The organism is Spiroplasma endosymbiont of Lonchoptera lutea, assembly GCF_964019715.1.
In the GTDB taxonomy this organism is placed as follows: domain Bacteria; phylum Bacillota_I; class Bacilli_A; order Mycoplasmatales; family Nriv7; genus Nriv7.
In genome coordinates, this window is record NZ_OZ026463.1 from 794,841 (window position 1) to 814,187 (window position 19,347).

General features: G+C 26.6%; 18 protein-coding genes and 1 pseudogene. 5 read left to right on the forward strand and 14 right to left on the reverse strand.

The genetic code is table 4. From position 1 onward, the window contains the following. Window positions 1–11: 11 nt before the first annotated feature. The 9 genes and pseudogenes from AACK97_RS04550 to AACK97_RS04590 form a co-directional block, all read right to left on the reverse strand. Window positions 12–536 (reverse strand): F0F1 ATP synthase subunit delta, encoded by a 525-nt coding sequence (locus AACK97_RS04550; RefSeq protein ID WP_338966879.1) that lies wholly within the window; start codon window positions 534–536, stop codon window positions 12–14. An 11-nt stretch (window positions 537–547) separates the two neighbouring features. After that, window positions 548–1,084, reverse strand: coding sequence for a F0F1 ATP synthase subunit B (atpF, locus tag AACK97_RS04555; protein ID WP_338966880.1), 537 nt, complete (start codon window positions 1,082–1,084; stop codon window positions 548–550). A gap of 13 nt (window positions 1,085–1,097) precedes the next feature. Then, window positions 1,098–1,382, reverse strand: coding sequence for an ATP synthase F0 subunit C (gene atpE / locus AACK97_RS04560; protein WP_338966882.1), 285 nt, complete (start codon window positions 1,380–1,382; stop codon window positions 1,098–1,100). A gap of 56 nt (window positions 1,383–1,438) precedes the next feature. Further along, window positions 1,439–2,173 (reverse strand): F0F1 ATP synthase subunit A, encoded by a 735-nt coding sequence (locus AACK97_RS04565; protein ID WP_338966884.1) that lies wholly within the window; start codon window positions 2,171–2,173, stop codon window positions 1,439–1,441. Between the two features lies 1 nt (window position 2,174). After that, window positions 2,175–2,588, reverse strand: a complete 414-nt coding sequence (locus AACK97_RS04570) for an MG406 family protein (protein WP_338966887.1) — start codon at window positions 2,586–2,588, stop codon at window positions 2,175–2,177. Window positions 2,589–2,597: 9 nt separating this feature from the next. Next, a complete protein-coding gene (gene upp / locus AACK97_RS04575) occupies window positions 2,598–3,224 on the reverse strand; it encodes a uracil phosphoribosyltransferase (RefSeq protein WP_338966889.1) in 627 nt (208 codons plus the stop codon). 81 nt (window positions 3,225–3,305) lie between these two features. Further along, window positions 3,306–3,958: pseudogene (locus tag AACK97_RS04580) on the reverse strand (IS30 family transposase); the annotation flags it as partial. A 54-nt stretch (window positions 3,959–4,012) separates the two neighbouring features. After that, window positions 4,013–5,124, reverse strand: a protein-coding gene (locus AACK97_RS04585) for an IS3 family transposase (RefSeq protein WP_338966745.1) whose coding sequence is annotated in 2 segments (ribosomal slippage) — window positions 4,013–4,881 and window positions 4,881–5,124 — 1,113 coding nt in all. Because the reading frame shifts where the segments join, the coding sequence is not laid out codon by codon here. 77 nt (window positions 5,125–5,201) lie between these two features. Further along, entirely contained in the window at window positions 5,202–6,146 is a 945-nt protein-coding gene (locus AACK97_RS04590) for an IS30 family transposase (protein WP_338966714.1), read from the reverse strand. Between the two features lie 237 nt (window positions 6,147–6,383). Here AACK97_RS04590 and AACK97_RS04595 point away from each other — a divergent pair, with 237 nt between their 5' ends. After that, on the forward strand, window positions 6,384–8,279 hold the full coding sequence (locus tag AACK97_RS04595) for a hypothetical protein (RefSeq protein WP_338966893.1): 1,896 nt from the start codon (window positions 6,384–6,386) through the stop codon (window positions 8,277–8,279). Window positions 8,280–8,377: 98 nt separating this feature from the next. Then, the gene (locus AACK97_RS04600) at window positions 8,378–8,569 is read left to right on the forward strand and encodes a hypothetical protein (protein ID WP_338966895.1); all 192 of its coding nucleotides are present in this window, start codon (window positions 8,378–8,380) and stop codon (window positions 8,567–8,569) included. Between the two features lie 19 nt (window positions 8,570–8,588). Here AACK97_RS04600 and AACK97_RS04605 read toward each other — a convergent pair whose 3' ends face one another. Continuing rightward, window positions 8,589–9,533 (reverse strand): IS30 family transposase, encoded by a 945-nt coding sequence (locus tag AACK97_RS04605; RefSeq protein ID WP_338966714.1) that lies wholly within the window; start codon window positions 9,531–9,533, stop codon window positions 8,589–8,591. Between the two features lie 257 nt (window positions 9,534–9,790). Here AACK97_RS04605 and AACK97_RS04610 point away from each other — a divergent pair, with 257 nt between their 5' ends. Continuing rightward, window positions 9,791–10,309 carry an integrase core domain-containing protein gene (locus tag AACK97_RS04610; protein WP_338966897.1) on the forward strand — a complete coding sequence of 173 codons (519 nt, stop codon included), beginning with the start codon at window positions 9,791–9,793 and terminating at the stop codon, window positions 10,307–10,309. Window positions 10,310–11,803: 1,494 nt separating this feature from the next. Here the strand turns inward: AACK97_RS04610 and glyA are convergent. Then, a complete protein-coding gene (glyA, locus tag AACK97_RS04615; RefSeq protein WP_338966900.1) occupies window positions 11,804–13,132 on the reverse strand; it encodes a serine hydroxymethyltransferase in 1,329 nt (442 codons plus the stop codon). Further along, on the reverse strand, window positions 13,125–13,577 hold the full coding sequence (rpiB, locus tag AACK97_RS04620) for a ribose 5-phosphate isomerase B (RefSeq protein ID WP_215826141.1): 453 nt from the start codon (window positions 13,575–13,577) through the stop codon (window positions 13,125–13,127). Before rpiB ends, glyA begins: the two co-directional genes overlap by 8 nt. Before the next feature lie 202 nt (window positions 13,578–13,779). Between rpiB and AACK97_RS04625 the strand changes: the two genes are divergently transcribed. Continuing rightward, on the forward strand, window positions 13,780–14,073 hold the full coding sequence (locus tag AACK97_RS04625; protein ID WP_338966906.1) for a nitroreductase family protein: 294 nt from the start codon (window positions 13,780–13,782) through the stop codon (window positions 14,071–14,073). Here AACK97_RS04625 and AACK97_RS04630 read toward each other — a convergent pair. Then, window positions 14,065–15,009, reverse strand: a complete 945-nt coding sequence (locus AACK97_RS04630) for an IS30 family transposase (RefSeq protein WP_338966714.1) — start codon at window positions 15,007–15,009, stop codon at window positions 14,065–14,067. The two genes, AACK97_RS04625 and AACK97_RS04630, sit on opposite strands and share 9 nt — an antisense overlap. Before the next feature lie 301 nt (window positions 15,010–15,310). On the opposite strand from AACK97_RS04630, the gene AACK97_RS04635 reads away from it, so the two are divergent. After that, on the forward strand, window positions 15,311–15,487 hold the full coding sequence (locus tag AACK97_RS04635) for a hypothetical protein (RefSeq protein WP_338966908.1): 177 nt from the start codon (window positions 15,311–15,313) through the stop codon (window positions 15,485–15,487). 71 nt (window positions 15,488–15,558) lie between these two features. Here the strand turns inward: AACK97_RS04635 and rpoC are convergent, their stop codons facing one another. Next, on the reverse strand, window positions 15,559–19,323 hold the full coding sequence (rpoC, locus tag AACK97_RS04640) for a DNA-directed RNA polymerase subunit beta' (protein WP_338966911.1): 3,765 nt from the start codon (window positions 19,321–19,323) through the stop codon (window positions 15,559–15,561). Window positions 19,324–19,347: the final 24 nt, after the last annotated feature.

Here is a 19,347-nt window from a genome sequence, read left to right on the forward strand (position 1 = left end):
TATCACCTGCCTTACTTATTTTCAATATTTCGTTTCATTGCTAATAATCGTCCTTTTATTGAACCATCAAAAATTTGATCTTGAACTTTTACTTTTATACCCGCAATTAAACTAAGATCAATTTTATTAATTAATTCCACTTTTTGTTGTAAAATTTTTCCAATTTTCTTCTCAATTTTATCAATAACTTCTTCTTGCAATTTTATCGTTGAAAAAACAATCCCATAAAAAACATTTGCTCTTTCATTGCACAGATTACGAAACACTTTAAGAATTAATCTTACTTGCCGAAAATTATTGCGATCAATTAATAATTTAAAAAAATTAACAAAAATATCATTAGCTTTATCTTGAAAAATTTTATCAATAATCTTTTTTTGTTTTTGTTTTTCTAAATTATGTGTTGACAAAATATCAATAATTCGTGGATATTCAAAAAATAATTTAATTAAATGAATTGATTGCCTTAACATAATGTCAAGTTGTTTTTCTTCTTCGCCTAGCTTTAGTAGTGCTCATGCTCAATTTTGAATCATTAAACTAACTCCTAATCTAATTGTTTAATAAAATCATCAATCAAAACTTCATTTTGTTCACGATCAATCTCTTTTTCCAAAATATTTTGTGCCATATTAAAAGCAACATCAATAATCTCTTGACGAATGTTTTCTTCCACTTTAATCCGCTCTTTTAAAATATCTCTTTGCGACTGTTCATCAATTAACTTCGCCTCAATGCTCGCTTGATTAATAATTTCTTGTCTTTGCGTTAAAGCTTCCACTTTAGCATCATCAATAATTTGTTGTGATTGCATTTTAGAATCCTTTAATAACGAATTAGCTTCTGTTTCATACTTTGTTGCTTGTGTTTGTTTCCTAATCGCATCATCAATTAAATCTTTAATAATACTTCTTCGCTTTCGCATTAATTGTTTAAAAGGTTTATAAAGAAAAAAACCTAAAACAACTAATAAAACAACAGTTGCTAAAATATGAGCAATGAATACCCACACATTAGGAAATAATTGATTAATAATATTTTCTTGTTCAATTTTATAAAAAATTGCTAAATAACTTAACAACATCTAATCTTATTCCTTACGCAACAAATATCAAAATTAAAGCAATAACAAGACTATAAATAGCGCCAGTTTCTGCAATGGCACAACCAATAATTAACATTGTTCTAATCTTACCATTAGCTTCTGGATTTCTTCCTACCGCCTCAGCAGCTTTACCAGCAGCATAACCTTGACCAATCCCCGCACCAAAACAACCTAAAACACCAATCCCTGCTCCAATAAATTTGCCTCATGAAACATCACCACTAGCCAAAATCGCTCCTACAGTATTAATACTATTTATTATTTCCACACTCATCATCTATTTATCCTCCTTTTAGACATTATATTAAATATTTTGTGAACTAAATGCAACAATTATCCATCAGCTTCACGCCTATTAATAGCACCTTCTTTACTACCGGATTTTTCATCACCAATTTCTAATTTTCAATAAACTAATGTTAAAATTGAAAAAATAACCGCTTGAATAACACCAAAAAAGATATCAAAGTAAAAATGAAAAAATGGTGCTAAAAATCCTGCTAAAAAATTCACTTGACCAATAATTGGAACTTGTCGGGAAATTAAATCACTAAATTGATACAATAACGCCATAATAATACTGCCACCTAAAATATTTCCAAAAAGTCGAAATGAAATGGAAACCAATGGCACAAATTGCGTTAACAATTCTAATGGATTTAAATATCGTTTAAAAAAAGCTAATCTTTGAAATTTAATGCCAAAAATATAAATCCCGATAAATGTTACTAATCCCATCGCAAATGTTGTTGTATACGATGTCATCTGCGATTCAAACCCAACAATTGCTAACAAATTACCAACAATAATGTATGACAACAAATATAAGAAATATAATGTTAATCATTTAAAACTCGGTCCTAAAATACTAATAACTAAATTTTCAACACCTTTAACACAAAGTTCCACAATTAATACTAACCCTCGCGGTTCAGCTTTAGGATCAAGTTTTTTTACTTTAAAAAAGTATATTAAAGTGATAATAATAATAATTAAAGTTGTTAAAATAATCGTTGTTATTTGCGGAACAAGTTTTCACGGATCTCACAATTCAAAACTTGCATACATTTTAAGATTCATCCTTCAAGTTCCTCTTTTCTATCAAAGCATTATACATATTAACAATTAAAGTTGCAATAAAAGCAAGTATTAAACCAAAAATACTACTAAAAATATTAAAATATTCATTAAATAGCATAATAATCAGAACAGGAATTAAATATAATAATACTCGCAATAAAAAAAGTAGTCCTATTCCTAATTTATTAATTGATTGACCTGTTTGGATAACATACGAAGTTAAAAAAATTAACAACAAATAATTCAACAAACTAAAAATACTTGTTGTAACAAAACCAGTAATCAAATTTCAAGATAAATAATTAATTATAGTAAAAATTGTTGTTACTAATAGTCCAATAAAAATTAACAACCCAAAAACAATCATTATTTGTTTTTCATATTTCCAATTAATATTTTTCATTATAACTATCTACTGTGTATCAAAATAACGATCTCCCGCATCACCAAGACCCGGAACAATATAACCGTTTTCATTAAGCTTTTCATCAACTGCAGCTGTATAAATGTTAATATCAGGATGCGCTTTTTCCAGTTTTGCAATTCCTTCTGGGGCAGCTAATAAACAAATAAACTTAATATTATGTGATACTTTTCATTGTTTAATAATATCAATTGCAGCTATTGCCGTGCCACCCGTTGCTAACATTGGATCCAAAATTACTGTATAACTATTTTCCACATTATTAGGTTTTTTTTCTAAATACTTCTTAGGTTGCAAAGATTTTTCATCACGATAAATACCAATATGACCAATTTTAGCATTAGGAACCAATCCCAACATTCCATCAACCATTCCTAAACCCGCTCTTAAAACTGGAACAAGAATAATATCTTGGGCAATTTTTTTACCAGTAGTCGCAACTATTGGCGTTTCAATTGAAATTTCTTGTAACTTTAAATCCTGAAAAACTTCATAAGCCATTAACCTAGTAATTTCATTAACATTTTCTTTAAAAATCTTACTATTCGTATCTTTTTTTCGTAACCTTGTTAACTTATCATCAATTAAAGGATGTTTAATAATAAATAGTGCCATATTATTTCACTCCTATTAAGAATTATACTACTTTCTTATATTTTTAGTAACCTGAATTGTAAATATAAATGGGACAGTTTTTTAAAATAATTGTATTAAATCTATTGGTCTTTTATAAGATAATGATTTTCTGGGTGTAGAATTAATTTGAAATGCTATAGAATTTAAGTCTTTTTGTTTATATGAAGATAAATCAGTAGATTTTGGTAAATATCTTCTTAAAATACCATTATTGTTCTCATTTAAACCTCTTTGACAAGGTTTTCCGGCATCTGCAAAATAAATTTTAACATTACAATTTTTTTCAATTAATTTTCATTTACTAAATTCTTTACCACGATCAAAAGTAATAGTTTAATTGTTCCTGGTATTAATTTTGAAATAAATTTTATTATACTTTGTGTAATACTTTCTGCTTTATGATTTTTAGTTTTCAAAGGAATTGTGGTTTTTGATCATATATCAGCTAAAGTAATAATAGAACTTTTATGATCTTTACCAACGATAGTATCTCCCTCTAAATGGCCAAATTCTTGTATATTTTTAATATTTGGAATGATTAAATTTCTTTCATGAATAGATTTACAATTATTAATTCTGCCCCTAGTTTCTTTTTGTTTATGAGGTTTATTTTTGCCTTTTCTCAATAAATTTTTTTCATCAAAACCCATTCGATTTGTTTTAAACATGTTATATAAAGTTTTTGTTGAAATATTTTTTATTTTATTTTTCCTGAATTGTAAATATAAATGGGACAGTTGGATTGGCAACCCTTTTTAGGACACTTTTTATGTAGACTGGTATTTTCTAAATTCAACGGGAGTTAAATAATTTAAACTGCCATGAATTCGAATATTGTTATATCAATTAACAAAATCAAATAGTTCGCATTTTAGTTGTGTTAAGTTTGCAAATTTTTTACCGTTAATAAATTCGGTTTTAAAGGTTTTGTAAGTTGCTTCAGCAACAGCATTATCATATGGGCATCCTTTGGAGCTTAATGATCTTTTAATTTTAAAGGTTATTAAAATTTCATCAATAATTTTATTTTTAAACTCATTACCACGATCAGTATGAAATAAAGTTATTTTATTTAATGGTCGTGTTATCTTGTGAAAAGCTTGTTGAACTAATTCAGCAGTTTTATTTGGCCCAGCACTATAGCCAATTACTTCGCGATTAAACAAGTCAATTAATAAACAAATATAATGTCATTTAGTGCCAACTTGAACATATGTTAAATCACTAACAACAACTTCATTTGGTTTTTTGTCATTAAATTGACGATTTAAAACATTATTAATTTCGTCATTATTAACTGTTTTTTTATGATTACAATATTTTAACTTGGTGTATTTAGAAACCAAATTATTTTTGATCATAATGAATCGGATTTTTCGTCGTGATAAAATGATATTTTTTCTTATTAAAACAGCTTTAATTTTACGAGCACCATAAATCTTGCGACTTTTATTAAATGCACTGATAACTTCTTGTTCATAATTATTAACATCAAACTTGGTGCATTTATTAGTTTGATAATAATATGTTGATTTTAGTAAACCTAAAATCTTACATATTTTCCTCACTGAATATTTATTTTTGTTGTTATTAATTATTGTTATTTTTTCCCGATTATCAGTGCTGCTTGCTTTAAAATGTCATTTTCCATCCGTAATTGTTGGTTTTCTTTTCGCAAGTAAATTAATTCATTTTCTTCGACAGTGCGATTATCTTTTGCTTTAAATGACCCAGAATTATTATAATTTTTAATTCAACTATAAATAGTTGGTTTTGGTAAATTATATTCTTTCCCTAAATTAATAACACTTTTGTCATTTTTGTATAGCATTACAATTTGTTTTTTAAATTCTTCAGAGTATGAGGTTTTATTTCCCATTTTTATATTCCTTCTTTCTTAATAATTTTGAAGTCTATATAATTATGGTCCAACTTATTGTAGCCTATCCAAGTTTTTTAAAATAATTGTATTAAATCTATTGGTCTTTTATAAGATAATGATTTTCTGGGTGTAGAATTAATTTGAAATGCTATAGAATTTAAGTCTTTTTGTTTATATGAAGATAAATCAGTAGATTTTGGTAAATATCTTCTTAAAATACCATTATTGTTCTCATTTAAACCTCTTTGACAAGGTTTTCCGGCATCTGCAAAATAAATTTTAACATTACAATTTTTTTCAATTAATTTTCATTTACTAAATTCTTTACCACGATCAAAAGTAATAGTTTTAATTGTTCCTGGTATTAATTTTGAAATAAATTTTATTATACTTTGTGTAATACTTTCTGCTTTATGATTTTTAGTTTTCAAAGGAATTGTGGTTTTTGATCATATATCAGCTAAAGTAATAATAGAACTTTTATGATCTTTACCAACGATAGTATCTCCCTCTAAATGGCCAAATTCTTGTATATTTTTAATATTTGGAATGATTAAATTTCTTTCATGAATAGATTTACAATTATTAATTCTGCCCCTAGTTTCTTTTTGTTTATGAGGTTTATTTTTGCCTTTTCTCAATAAATTTTTTTCATCAAAACCCATTCGATTTGTTTTAAACATGTTATATAAAGTTTTTGTTGAAATATTTTTTATTTTATTTTTCTTTAAAAAATCAGCAATTATATCAAGAGCATAATTTTTAGTAATTAACAAATGATTGATAGTATTAATTTCTGTTAAAGTTAAAATTATTAATTTTCTACCTGCATTTTGTTTATTTTTTTGAACTTGATTCAATATTTCTAATGGTAATAAGTTTTGATTTAATAATTTACAAACTCTGTGTACAGTTGATTTACTATAATCAATTGCTTTTGCTATTTTACGAATAGAAAATCCATAACTTTTATATTCTTTTATTGCTATTATTGATTCAATAGTCAGATACTTATACATTGTGCTAATTCCTTTCTTTTCTTAATTATAGAATTAACACAATTTGTTTTTTATATAAGTGTCCTTTTTAATTTTACATTTCAGGTTGTGGCTAACAGTGAACTTTTACAATTATTTAAACCAATGATTAGATTATTTTCACAACACCCAATTTTTATTATCATTGGAACAATTGGCATTTTATCAACAATATACTTTATTTTAAGAAGTTAAACACAGAAGAAAGGATAAATAAATATGTATAAACTTATGTCGTGGTTAGTTATCGCTTTTATTGGTTTAATCCCTTTGGGTGCCTTCTTTGGTACAAAACAACCACCAAAACCCAATATGGAACAATCCTTTATGAAACGACAAAAACGAGCCACTAATCCTAGTAAATGTGTTAATAGTTGTAAGTTGGAGTTTGCCAGTATTGCTAATAGTGTTTTTTCTCGTTATAACTTAAATAGTTATTTAGAACTTGATGCTACCGATTTGAAAATACCTAATGGTTTTGATAAACAATTTTCTGATGGTCGTTTTATTAAAAAAACTGTTTTTTATTTGTTTATTGAAAATAATAGTGTTATTTATAATGAAATTAATAACTTTTATCGTAAAAATGGTACTTTTAAATCTGCATCTCAAAAAGATTTTTATTTAATTGATACTTTAATTAATATTAAATTATCAGTTGAGGAAAAACTTGGAACTTATGGTGACTTAAAACTTTTTTGAATAACTTCATTCTCTGCCGAAATGCCTCCTTTGCCTGAAAAAGATAACGAACAATCATTACCTACGGAAATAACTAAAAATGATGGTGAATATCAATATAATCAGTTTCAAGATAAACTTGATTATTTAATGATACAACGCCGAGATTTTGACAAATTTAATTATAGTTACTTATATTGAGTGCCAATTTTTAATTTTTTTGATGATAATTTTAAATATATGAGTGAAATGTCAATTAAATTAAATGGCTTTAAACAAAATAGTAAATTTAGTTTAAGTCGCAAAAATTCATATCCTGAACCTGATATGATGGAAAAAGTTATTTTTAGAGAACTTTCCTTTTCCAGTTTTGGTGATGTTATTACTATAAAAACCGAGTATGGTAGCATTGTGGGTTATAATGAGTTCTTAGAAAATGGTAAATCGCTTTGAAAATCTGGGTCACAAACAAGTTTTGGAGGAGATTTTATTAATACCTTTTTTGGACAAGTTAATTATTATGGTAATACCTTCTATTTTTTACGCTATGATGACAAATTAAAATTTGATTTTAAAGATTTTATGCTTCATTATCAAAAAGATTTAACTATTAATTTTATTAATGATTTATTTAATAAAATTTATAAAGTTTTAGGTGAGTTTTTTGTACAATTCTTTTATGCCAGTTTTGATATGGATGCCTCTACTTATGTAGAATTAGATTACAAAGGGATGCAACAAATTCCTAAAAATGTTTTACAAATGGGTTTTTTCTATCGCTCCTTAATTACTTTTTATCCCAAACAATATTTAATTAACTTTGGTTCAACAACGGAAAATAGTAAGAATATGATTTTTCGTTCCTATTTCTTTGTTAAAGATAAACAAATTGTCAATGGTTTTAATACTGGTAAAAGTTCTTATCAAATAGATTTTAATGTGTTAAAAGCATATGATAATCAATTATGAAACTCCACTAGTAATAAACTGCATTTTTATAATGCTAAAGTCGATGTAATGTATGGAATTAATATTTTTACACTGACTTTTCCACTATATAAAAAGAAAGGTGAAAGTACTGAATATCATTATTCTTTATACGATTTTAACATTTTGAATTCAACAGCTTTTATTGGTGGTGGAATAAGTGGAAATATGGATGATTTAATTCCTACGCCCAATTGTTCTTATTGAGGTTTATTTAATGCAATATCTTGTGGCATTCAGCACGCTTCTGTTAGTGTGTTAAATTGATTACTTGGTCTTTCTGGGATTAATTTTTTAATTCGCCCCGTTGCGGACATTGCCAAAACAACGATTAATTTTACCAAAACTGCCTTTCCGGTGTTTGAAGTAATTCCGGCATTTAAATATCTTTTTGAGTTTTTAATTCCCCTAGCAATTTTACTAATAATAATTAAAAAATTCTCTTAAGTGTTTCTAATATTTTTATATAAAATATAATTCCTTTGAAAGGAGGATTTTTCTTTATGTGAAAAAAGAGTTTAACCGTATTAAGCCTAGTAAATGTAATGTTAGTTTCTGCTTGTAATTCTGCTAATAGTAAAATTGAAAAAAAATATAATTTAGAATTTGCTAGTACTGGTAATAGTGTTTTTTCTCGTTATAACTTAAATAGTTATTTAGAACTTGATGCTACCGATTTGAAAATACCTAATGGTTTTGATAAACAATTTTCTGATGGTCGTTTTCCTGAATTGTAAATATAAATGGGACAGTTTTTTAAAATAATTGTATTAAATCTATTGGTCTTTTATAAGATAATGATTTTCTGGGTGTAGAATTAATTTGAAATGCTATAGAATTTAAGTCTTTTTGTTTATATGAAGATAAATCAGTAGATTTTGGTAAATATCTTCTTAAAATACCATTATTGTTCTCATTTAAACCTCTTTGACAAGGTTTGCCGGCATCTGCAAAATAAATTTTAACATTACAATTTTTTTCAATTAATTTTCATTTACTAAATTCTTTACCACGATCAAAAGTAATAGTTTTAATTGTTCCTGGTATTAATTTTGAAATAAATTTTATTATACTTTGTGTAATACTTTCTGCTTTATGATTTTTAGTTTTCAAAGGAATTGTGGTTTTTGATCATATATCAGCTAAAGTAATAATAGAACTTTTATGATCTTTACCAACGATAGTATCTCCCTCTAAATGGCCAAATTCTTGTATATTTTTAATATTTGGAATGATTAAATTTCTTTCATGAATAGATTTACAATTATTAATTCTGCCCCTAGTTTCTTTTTGTTTATGAGGTTTATTTTTGCCTTTTCTCAATAAATTTTTTTCATCAAAACCCATTCGATTTGTTTTAAACATGTTATATAAAGTTTTTGTTGAAATATTTTTTATTTTATTTTTCTTTAAAAAATCAGCAATTATATCAAGAGCATAATTTTTAGTAATTAACAAATGATTGATAGTATTAATTTCTGTTAAAGTTAAAATTATTAATTTTCTACCTGCATTTTGTTTATTTTTTTGAACTTGATTCAATATTTCTAATGGTAATAAGTTTTGATTTAATAATTTACAAACTCTGTGTACAGTTGATTTACTATAATCAATTGCTTTTGCTATTTTACGAATAGAAAATCCATAACTTTTATATTCTTTTATTGCTATTATTGATTCAATAGTCAGATACTTATACATTGTGCTAATTCCTTTCTTTTCTTAATTATAGAATTAACACAATTTGTTTTTTATATAAGTGTCCTTTTTAATTTTACATTTCAGGCAATTTAAAAATCGGTTTTCACGATATTGAAAATTCAAAAATTCCGAAAAATATTAAAACCTTTTATCGCTGAATTAAATCCGACCCTCGTTGAAAAGAATTAAAACAACAAATCAAACAAACAAAACGCCATTTTAAGCGTTATGAAGTTTCTGAGATTGGTCTTTTACAAATGGATGCCAAAATCATTACCACAACAAATTTTCCGGTTGATAAAAAATATTATATTTATGATTTTATTGACGAAATAACACGCATAGTATTTGGTTATGTTTATGATAGTTTAGGAACCAATAACGCCCTTAATGCCGTGCGTAGAGCAATGAAAGATTTCGGCGAACTTGGTATAACCATTAAACGCCTTCGTACTGATAATGCTCCTGAATTTACTACTACTAATTGAAGTAATAACAAATCATACAAAGTAAAAGAAAGGCCTTTTACAACCTTTCTTTTGAAAAATAGAATTGTTCACGAGACGACACCAATCCGTTCTCCTCAAAGTAACGGAAAGATTGAACGATTCCATCAACATTATACCAAATTATTTTATGCTAATGAAAAAAAATTAAATCAAAACGAATTTCAACATTATTTAAACAAATATTATTACTTTTATAATTTTGAGCGTCGTCATTCATCATTAAACAATAAAACTCCATTTCAAACATTACAAAAATTTTTAAAATAATAATTTACGAAAATTTACAGGACGCGTAAAGTTTTGTTAGGTAGGAAAAGGTTTAAATAATTTTGAAAAAAAAGTAATCACAATTTAATTATCATTTTATCTAAAAAATAAGTAATAAAACAAAATATTTAATATTAACAAACATAATCTTAATAAAAGGTTATAAAAACTCACTAAAATGCTTATAAAAACAACATTAAAATAATTTTTTACAAAAAAAATCATACATAAGAAATATATACTTAATTTGCATATTGAAATAATTTATAGTAAATGATTATTTTTTCTTTTTTTAAAAATACCTAAGAAAACTAAACGCGACCAATTTACATAATCACTTGCTAATTATTTTTAATGTGCTTAAGTAATTTTCTAATTATATCATTTCTTTTATAAAAAATGGAAATAATAAAAATATTATTTTCACAAAAAAATTAATTATAAAATTTAATTCCAAAACCTAACCCAGCCCAAACTCTTCCGCCAGAAAAAGAATTTCAACTATTTTTCGCACTAAAAGTAAAAGGAATTCTTAAATAATAATGATTATTTTTTCAATAAAATAATAAACCAAATTTTATATTTCCTTCAAACGAAGCTAATCCCTGTTCATCCTTAACTCTAATTAAGTCTTGTTGTTGATCATATTGAATTTGTCCTAAAGCAGGAAATAGTGACCCAGTATCAATAATAATATCATGAAAATTATTATTTCTTTCATTAAAAAAATCTTTAATACTTTTTCCATAATAAGGAGTATTCCCTCAACTTATTTTTGTATATAAATTTGAATCATCACCAATAAAATCAATTTTATTATAACTAAGTGGATTAATATCTACAAGATCAATTTCTCCAGATATATTAGAATTATTTAGTTCAGATACTCACGAAGTTGTAAAAATTAAGGGTTTTTTATCTTTTTTATGATAAAAAATTTTTTGTGTATTATTAAAATACTATTCATTATTATTTTTATTTAAATCTCTTCCTTGTCTTATGTTACAATTTTGAAAATAATTTGATAATGAACTATGAAATATATTTATATGCTGAATTATACTTGTAAGTGCAAGTATAATTCAGCTAGTAATAAAAATTTATTTAACAATCAACATCCTTTCTACCAAAAAAAACAATCTATAATCTTTTTGCCCTGGAATTTAATTATAAACTGTTTTTAAAAACTTCCTTATAATTTTGTCGTTATTTATAAAAATTTTAAATAAAAAAATAAATCCATCCCTTTTAAAAAAACTTCTTGTGCTTGTCATAAGTCTGTGGTATATTACAAAACTTTCTTCAATTTGTAAATAGCCATTATTACTTTTACTCCGATTAGTAACTCGTCAACTAAAATCAGTATTAATTGCTTGCAAAGATTGGTTTAACATCGTAATACTAGAAACACTTAACAGAGTTGTTGAATACAATAGTAAAAATTCCCTAAAAATACATACCACCTCTTAAATTACTAAATATTATAAATTAAACTTATAATTGGTAATTTTCATATATTGGAAAATCTTTTAATAAAATACCAATTTGGTGTTTATGCTTAGCAATATTCTCTTCAGTATTACCATTTTCTTTAAGAACACTAATAATTATATTTGCTAATTGTTCAAATTCCTTTTCTTTTCAACCTCTAGTGGTCATCGCTGCTGTTCCAATTCGAATGCCACTAGTAGTCATTGGTTTTTCTTTATCAAATGGAATCATATTTTTATTACAAATAACATCAACTTGATGCAAAATATTTTCACATTCCTGCCCCGTACGATTAAATGATGTTTTAACATCAATAATCATTAAATGATTATCAGTACCACCACTAATCAATTTAACATCATGTTTTCTAAAAATATTTTCTAAAACTTTACAATTAGCCATAATTTGCTGTTGATATGCTTTAAATTCTGGTGTTGCCGCTTCATAAAATGCTTGTGCTTTAGCAGCAATAATATGTTCTAAAGGACCTCCTTGTTGACCTGGGAATACTGCCCGATCAATCGCTTTTGCTAATTCTTTTTTACATAAAATTGCACCGCTTCTTGGACCGCGTAATGTTTTATGTGTTGTTGTTGTTACAATATCTGCTACTAATACAGGATTTGGATGTAATCCAGCAGCAATTAAACCAGCAATATGAGCCATATCAACCATTAATAATGCTCCAACTTCATCAGCAATTTCACGAAACTTAGTAAAATCAATTGTTCTTGAATATGCACTGGCTCCCGCAACAATTAATTTTGGTTTAAGTTCTAATGCTTGTTGTCTAATTGCTTCATAATCTAATTGTTGAGTCTTTTCATCAACACCATAACCATGAAATTGATAAACAATTCCTGAGAAATTCAATTTATGTCCATGGGTTAAATGACCCCCTGCATCTAAACTCATTGCCAAAACAATATCATTCGGCTTTAAAATCGCTTGATATGCAGCAGCATTAGCTTGACTACCAGAATGCGGTTGCACATTAGCATGCTCAGCATTAAATAAAGTCTTTAATCTTTCAATCGCTAAATTTTCACTTTTATCAACAAATTCACAACCACCATAATATCTTCTTCCTGGATATCCTTCAGCATATTTATTAGTTAATATTGAACCTGCTAATCTTAATACAGGAAGCGAAACATAATTTTCCGAAGCAATTAATTCCACATGGCGTTGTTGTCTAATAAGTTCTTCTTTAACAACTGCTTTTAGTTCGGGATCAATATCATTTGTTTTGCGATTAATATTTTGTATTTCTGAATCAATATCCTTTCCTTCTAAACTAATATCATTTATTTGCGTATCATCTTTAAACATCTTTAATATCTCCTAATTCAATTTTTTCAACTCGTTGTTGATGACGGTTTGAAAATTTAGTATTTAAAAATTCTTCTAAAATTCAAATCGCTTTTTGAGGCGCAATAATTCTTCCTCCTAAAACTAAAATATTAGCATCATTATGTTCGCGAGCTAAGGCCGCTAACTTTGTTTCATAACATAATGCCGCTCTAATTTTCGGCATGCGATTAGCACTAATACTTATTCCAATACCTGTGCCACAAATTAAAATTCCATACTTAGCATTACCATTTCCTACTTCTTTACCAACCAATTTGGCATAATCAGGATAATCCACTTGTTCTTCTTCACTATTAGTTCCTAAATCAATAACCTCATATTCATTATTTTTTAAATATTCAATAAGAGCAGTTTTTAATACATATCCAGCGTGATCACATCCAATAGCAATTTTATCTTTCATATTTATAATTCCCTCCTTCCAATATCCTTTTATTTAATTATATAGTATGAAAGAAAGAAATTAATTATTTTGAACAAATATTAATTTATTTTAAAAGTAACAACCCCTTCATTAATTTTATTATTAGTTAAATTTTTAACTTTATTTATCTCTTCGTAAAAAAATGTTTTATAATTATAACTACAAGAAAGTAGGTAAACTTATGAATAAATTTGATATCCTAAAAGAAATCCTCTTAGCGCGTCATTCTTGACGAGAATATGATTCCCAAAAAATTAATGAACAAGATATTAATGAAATCTTAGAAGTAGCCCGTCATTCACCATCAGCATTTGAATCAGAACCATGACATCTTATTGTTGTTAGTAATAACAAAGTAAAACAAGAATTACATCCTTTAATATGAAAACAAAAACAAGTCCTTAACGCTTCACATCTATTTTTAATTTTAACTAACCTGAATTGTAAATATAAATGGGACAGTTTTTTAAAATAATTGTATTAAATCTATTGGTCTTTTATAAGATAATGATTTTCTGGGTGTAGAATTAATTTGAAATGCTATAGAATTTAAGTCTTTTTGTTTATATGAAGATAAATCAGTAGATTTTGGTAAATATCTTCTTAAAATACCATTATTGTTCTCATTTAAACCTCTTTGACAAGGTTTGCCGGCATCTGCAAAATAAATTTTAACATTACAATTTTTTTCAATTAATTTTCATTTACTAAATTCTTTACCACGATCAAAAGTAATAGTTTTAATTGTTCCTGGTATTAATTTTGAAATAAATTTTATTATACTTTGTGTAATACTTTCTGCTTTATGATTTTTAGTTTTCAAAGGAATTGTGGTTTTTGATCATATATCAGCTAAAGTAATAATAGAACTTTTATGATCTTTACCAACGATAGTATCTCCCTCTAAATGGCCAAATTCTTGTATATTTTTAATATTTGGAATGATTAAATTTCTTTCATGAATAGATTTACAATTATTAATTCTGCCCCTAGTTTCTTTTTGTTTATGAGGTTTATTTTTGCCTTTTCTCAATAAATTTTTTTCATCAAAACCCATTCGATTTGTTTTAAACATGTTATATAAAGTTTTTGTTGAAATATTTTTTATTTTATTTTTCTTTAAAAAATCAGCAATTATATCAAGAGCATAATTTTTAGTAATTAACAAATGATTGATAGTATTAATTTCTGTTAAAGTTAAAATTATTAATTTTCTACCTGCATTTTGTTTATTTTTTTGAACTTGATTCAATATTTCTAATGGTAATAAGTTTTGATTTAATAATTTACAAACTCTGTGTACAGTTGATTTACTATAATCAATTGCTTTTGCTATTTTACGAATAGAAAATCCATAACTTTTATATTCTTTTATTGCTATTATTGATTCAATAGTCAGATACTTATACATTGTACTAATTCCTTTCTTTTCTTAATTATAGAATTAACACAATTTGTTTTTTATATAAGTGTCCTTTTTAATTTTACATTTCAGGTAAAATGCCTTTACAAAAAATAGTGCCTTTCTTCGTTTAAGATATCAAACGCGTTATCAGAATTCTGATGAAAAATTTGAACAATTACAAAATAACTTAATAAATTATTTAAAAAAATATATTAATGACCCAGAAGAATGAGCTAAACGACAAGCATATATTTTATTAGAAAACATTATTCTTTGTGCTTTTGCTAAAGGCATTGGTACTAGTCCAATGGAAGGGTTTGATGGTGCTGACATCATTAATTATTTAGAAACAAATAACCATATCGCTCCTAATGAATACAATGTTGCCGTTGTTCTTGCTGCCGGATATTTACCTAAAAATAAAGAATTACCAAGAAAACCACAATCCTTAACTTATGAACAATTAGTTACTAAAATTGAATAAAACAAAAACGCCATTATCTTTACAATAATGGCGTTTCTTTTATGTTTAAAAAATATCTAATAATTTAAATTTTAATATTCCTCTTCATAAGCAATTTTTCCTCTAGCAATGATATCTTCGGAATCTAATAATCCTGTCCCCGCAGGAATTAAATTACCTAAAATAACATTTTCTTTTAATCCTTCTAAATTATCAACTTTACCTTTAATAATTGCTTTTGTTAATACTCGTGTAGTATCTTGAAATGATGCTGCCGATAAGAAAGAATTAGATTCCAATGGTGCTTTTTTAATACCAAACATAATTGGAAATCCATAAGGCGGACGACGATCCTCTGATAATAACTTACCAACAATATCTTTAAATTCTTTAATCGTAACTGTTTCCCCAACTAATAAGTCACTATCACCATTATCAATAATTTGAATTTTATTTAACATTTGTTTAATAATAATTTCAATATATTTATCAGAAATTTGAATTCCTTGCAAACGATACACTTTTTGAACTTCTTTTAAAATATATTCTTGAACTTCTTTAATCCCAGCAATTTCTAATAAATGTTTAACATTAATTGCTCCTTCAGTTAATTTTTGACCAGCTTTAACTAGCGAACCAACTTTAACACGAATATTAGAGTTATAAGGAGTTTTATATTTTCTTTCATTATGTTCAGAAACAACAGTAATAACATTAATACCATTTTCTTCACTTATTTCTTGAACGGTACCATCAATTTCAGAAATAATGGCAACTGCTCCCTTAGGAATTGTATTATCTAATAATTCTTTAATTCTTGGTAACCCCTGAGTAATATCTAAACCACCAGCAACCCCACCTGTATGGAAAGTACGCATTGTTAATTGTGTCCCTGGTTCACCAATTGATTGGGCTGCTATAATCCCAACAGTTTCACCAATATCAACAATTGCACCCGTTGCTAAATTAAGTCCATAACATTTTTTACATACCCCTTTAGAAGCATCACAAGTTAAAACAGAACGAATTTCAAATTCCGTAATATTATTTTTGGCAATTTTATTATTAATATCTTCAGTAATTAAAGTATTAGCAGGAACAATTTCCTTACCATTTTTGTTAATTATCGCTGACTTTGTAAATCGTCCAAAAGCACGATCTTGTAAGGGCACAATAATAATATAATTTTTAGTATCAACAATATCTTTAATTAAGAATCCTTTTTCTGATTGGCAATCTTCCATCACAATAATAATTTCTTGGGCAACATCTACTAATCTTCTTGTAAAATAACCAGAATCAGCTGTTTTTAAAGCCATATCAACCATTCCTTTTCTCGCCCCATGCGTAGAAATATAGAATTCAAGAACCGTTAATCCTTGTATAAAAGAAGAAAGAATCGGTAATTCAATAACTTCTCCCTTAGGATTATTCATTAATCCTCGCATCCCTACTAACTGTGTAAAGTTAGAAAGATTACTCCGCGCACCGGAATCAGTCATAATCGTAATCGGATTATTAATATCTTGCTTTAACACTACTTCTAATTTCTTTTGAATTAAATCTTTAACATCCGATCATTTTTCAATAATTAATTTATGTTTTTCGCGTTCAGTTATCATTCCTAAACGATAAAATTCTTGAACTTCAGCAATATATTTATCAGCTTCAATAAAGTTTTCTTTTTTATCATCATATGCTTGCATATCTTGTGACGAAATCGTAATACCAGAAATTGTTGAAAATTTAAATCCTAAATTTTTCATATTATCTAACATTTCAGCAGTTTTTTGCGTTCCATATTGCTTAAAAAACTTAGTAATAATATTTGATAAACTACTTTTCTTAAATGGAGAAATTGCTTCTCGTGATGCAATAAATTTTCGGATATCCTCAGTAATTAAAATAATATGACGGTCATCTAAATAATCAAGATTTTCTGCTGTTGGTTCATTAAAATAAGGGAAATCAACAGGAAAAATTTTATTAAAAATTAATTTTCCAACCGTTGTTATTAATACCTTATTTTTACTATCATTAACTTTAATCTTACCATCCATAGCATCAACAGGAATAGCAATTATCGCATGTAAATGTAATTGTTTATTATCATAAGCTAAAACAGCATCATCAAAATTCCGATAAATATTTCCTTCACCAATTTTACCTTTACTTTCAAAAGTTAAATAGTAATTTCCTAAAACCATATCCTGAGTTGGCGTTACAATTGGTTTTCCATCTTTCGGTCCTAAAATATTTTTTGAACCTAACATTAAATATCGCGCTTCAGCAACAGCTTCTGCTGTTATCGGCACATGAACTGCCATTTGGTCACCATCAAAATCAGCATTAAATGCTGGTGTTACTAATGGATGCAAGCGAATTGCTTTCCCTTTTACTAATTTCGGTTCAAAAGCTTGAATTCCTAAACGATGCAGTGTTGGTGCCCGATTTAATAATACTGGACGCTCTTTAATAACTACTTCTAAAAAATCTCACACGCGTTCATCGCGTTGATCAATCATCTTTTCTGCCATCTTATAAGTTAAATTACTATTATTTTCTTTAGCATCTCTTAATAATTCAGCAATAATAAATGGTTTAAAAAGAACAATTGCCATATCGCGTGGTAAACCACACTGATACATTTTTAATTCTGGACCAACAGCAATAACACTTCTTCCAGAATAATCAACTCGTTTTCCTAACAAGTTTTGACGAAAACGGCCTTGTTTTCCTTTTAAAATTGCTGTTAATGATTTTAAAGGTCGCTTATCTCTTCCGGTTACAGGACGCGCTTTGCGATCATTATCAATTAAAGCATCAACTGCTTCTTGTAACATCCTTTTTTCATTATTAATGATAATTGAAGGGGCTCCCATTTGTTTAACGCGTTTTAATCGTTCATTTCTTATAATAATCTTACGATATAAATCATTTAATTCTGATGCTGTAAATCTACCTCCATCTAATTGAATAATTGGTCTAATATCTGGTGGTAACACCGGAATAGCATGTAAAATCATTCACTCAGGTTTATTTCCTGAACGCAAAAAATCATTTAAGGTTTTTAAAGAACGCATTAATTTTAATTTATCCGTTTGCGATTTTTTACCTTGAATTTTTCTTTTAATTTTCTTAATTTCTTCTTTCAAATCTAAATTTTTAAGTAAATGTTCAATTGCTTCAGCACCAATACCAAATTTAGCATTAGTATATTTATTAATAAATTGAGCACATTCATCCATTGAAAAAGGAATATTAGTAGTTTTTAAATCTTCAATCATTCCTTGTGCTCTTTCAAAAGCAATTGATTCCACAGTTAAATCTTTTTTAATATTTTCTAAAGTTTTAATTAATCGTTCACGAGTTTCTTGTGAAGTTTTAGCATTACCTAAATCTAAAACCATTTTATCTCTTAAATTTTTAGCATCACCAGCATCTAAAACAATATAAGAAACAAAATAAATCACTTCCTCTAAATCCTTAGTACGCATATTTAATGCCAAAGCAATTTGGGAAGGTGATGCTTTTAACATTCAAATGTGTGATACGGGATCTTCTAATTCAATATGTCCCATTCTTTTTCTTCTAACAATTGATTCTGTTAATTGCACCCCACATCGTTCACAGATTTTACCACGATTATTTTCTTTTTTATATTTTCCACATTCACATTCATAATTTTTAATCGGCCCAAAAATTCGTTGATCAAAAAGACCATCTTTTTCTGGTTTTAATGATTTATAATTAATAGTTTCTGGTTTTGTTACTTCACCATACGTTCAAGAACGAATATCTTCTGGAGAAGCTAAACTAATTTTAATTTCTTTAAAGTTTTTGTGATCATTAAACATTTATCATTTCTTCCTCTCTAGAAT